Source organism: Brevibacillus sp. SIMBA_040 (assembly GCF_046535075.1).
Classification (GTDB): Bacteria; Bacillota; Bacilli; order Brevibacillales; family Brevibacillaceae; genus Brevibacillus.
In genome coordinates this window covers 1-256 of record NZ_JAWRXI010000283.1, presented here as the reverse complement: position 1 = coordinate 256, position 256 = coordinate 1, and the positions used below count along the sequence as shown (strand labels likewise).

Annotated in this window: 1 protein-coding gene; it reads left to right on the top strand. The window is 39.8% G+C overall.

Annotated elements, in window-relative coordinates:
* The coding region (locus tag SB752_RS32850; RefSeq protein WP_410719572.1) for an AMP-binding protein at positions 1 to 256 on the top strand (256 nt) is incomplete at both ends.

Below are 256 nucleotides of genomic sequence, written 5' to 3'. Positions count from 1 at the left end.
ATTTAACGATAGTGCTAGTGAATATCCGAATGACAAGACGATAGTTCAGTTATTTGAGGAGCAGGTAGGCAGGACGCCCGATCATGTAGCAGTAGTTTTTGAAGATGTTCATTTGACTTATCAGGAACTTAATGATCGATCGAATCAGTTGGGTGGTTATCTGCGGGAGCATTATGATATCCATTCAGATGATTTGTTAGGAATCAAGCTAGAGCGAAGTGAGGATATGATTGTTGGTATATTGGGGATCTTGAAA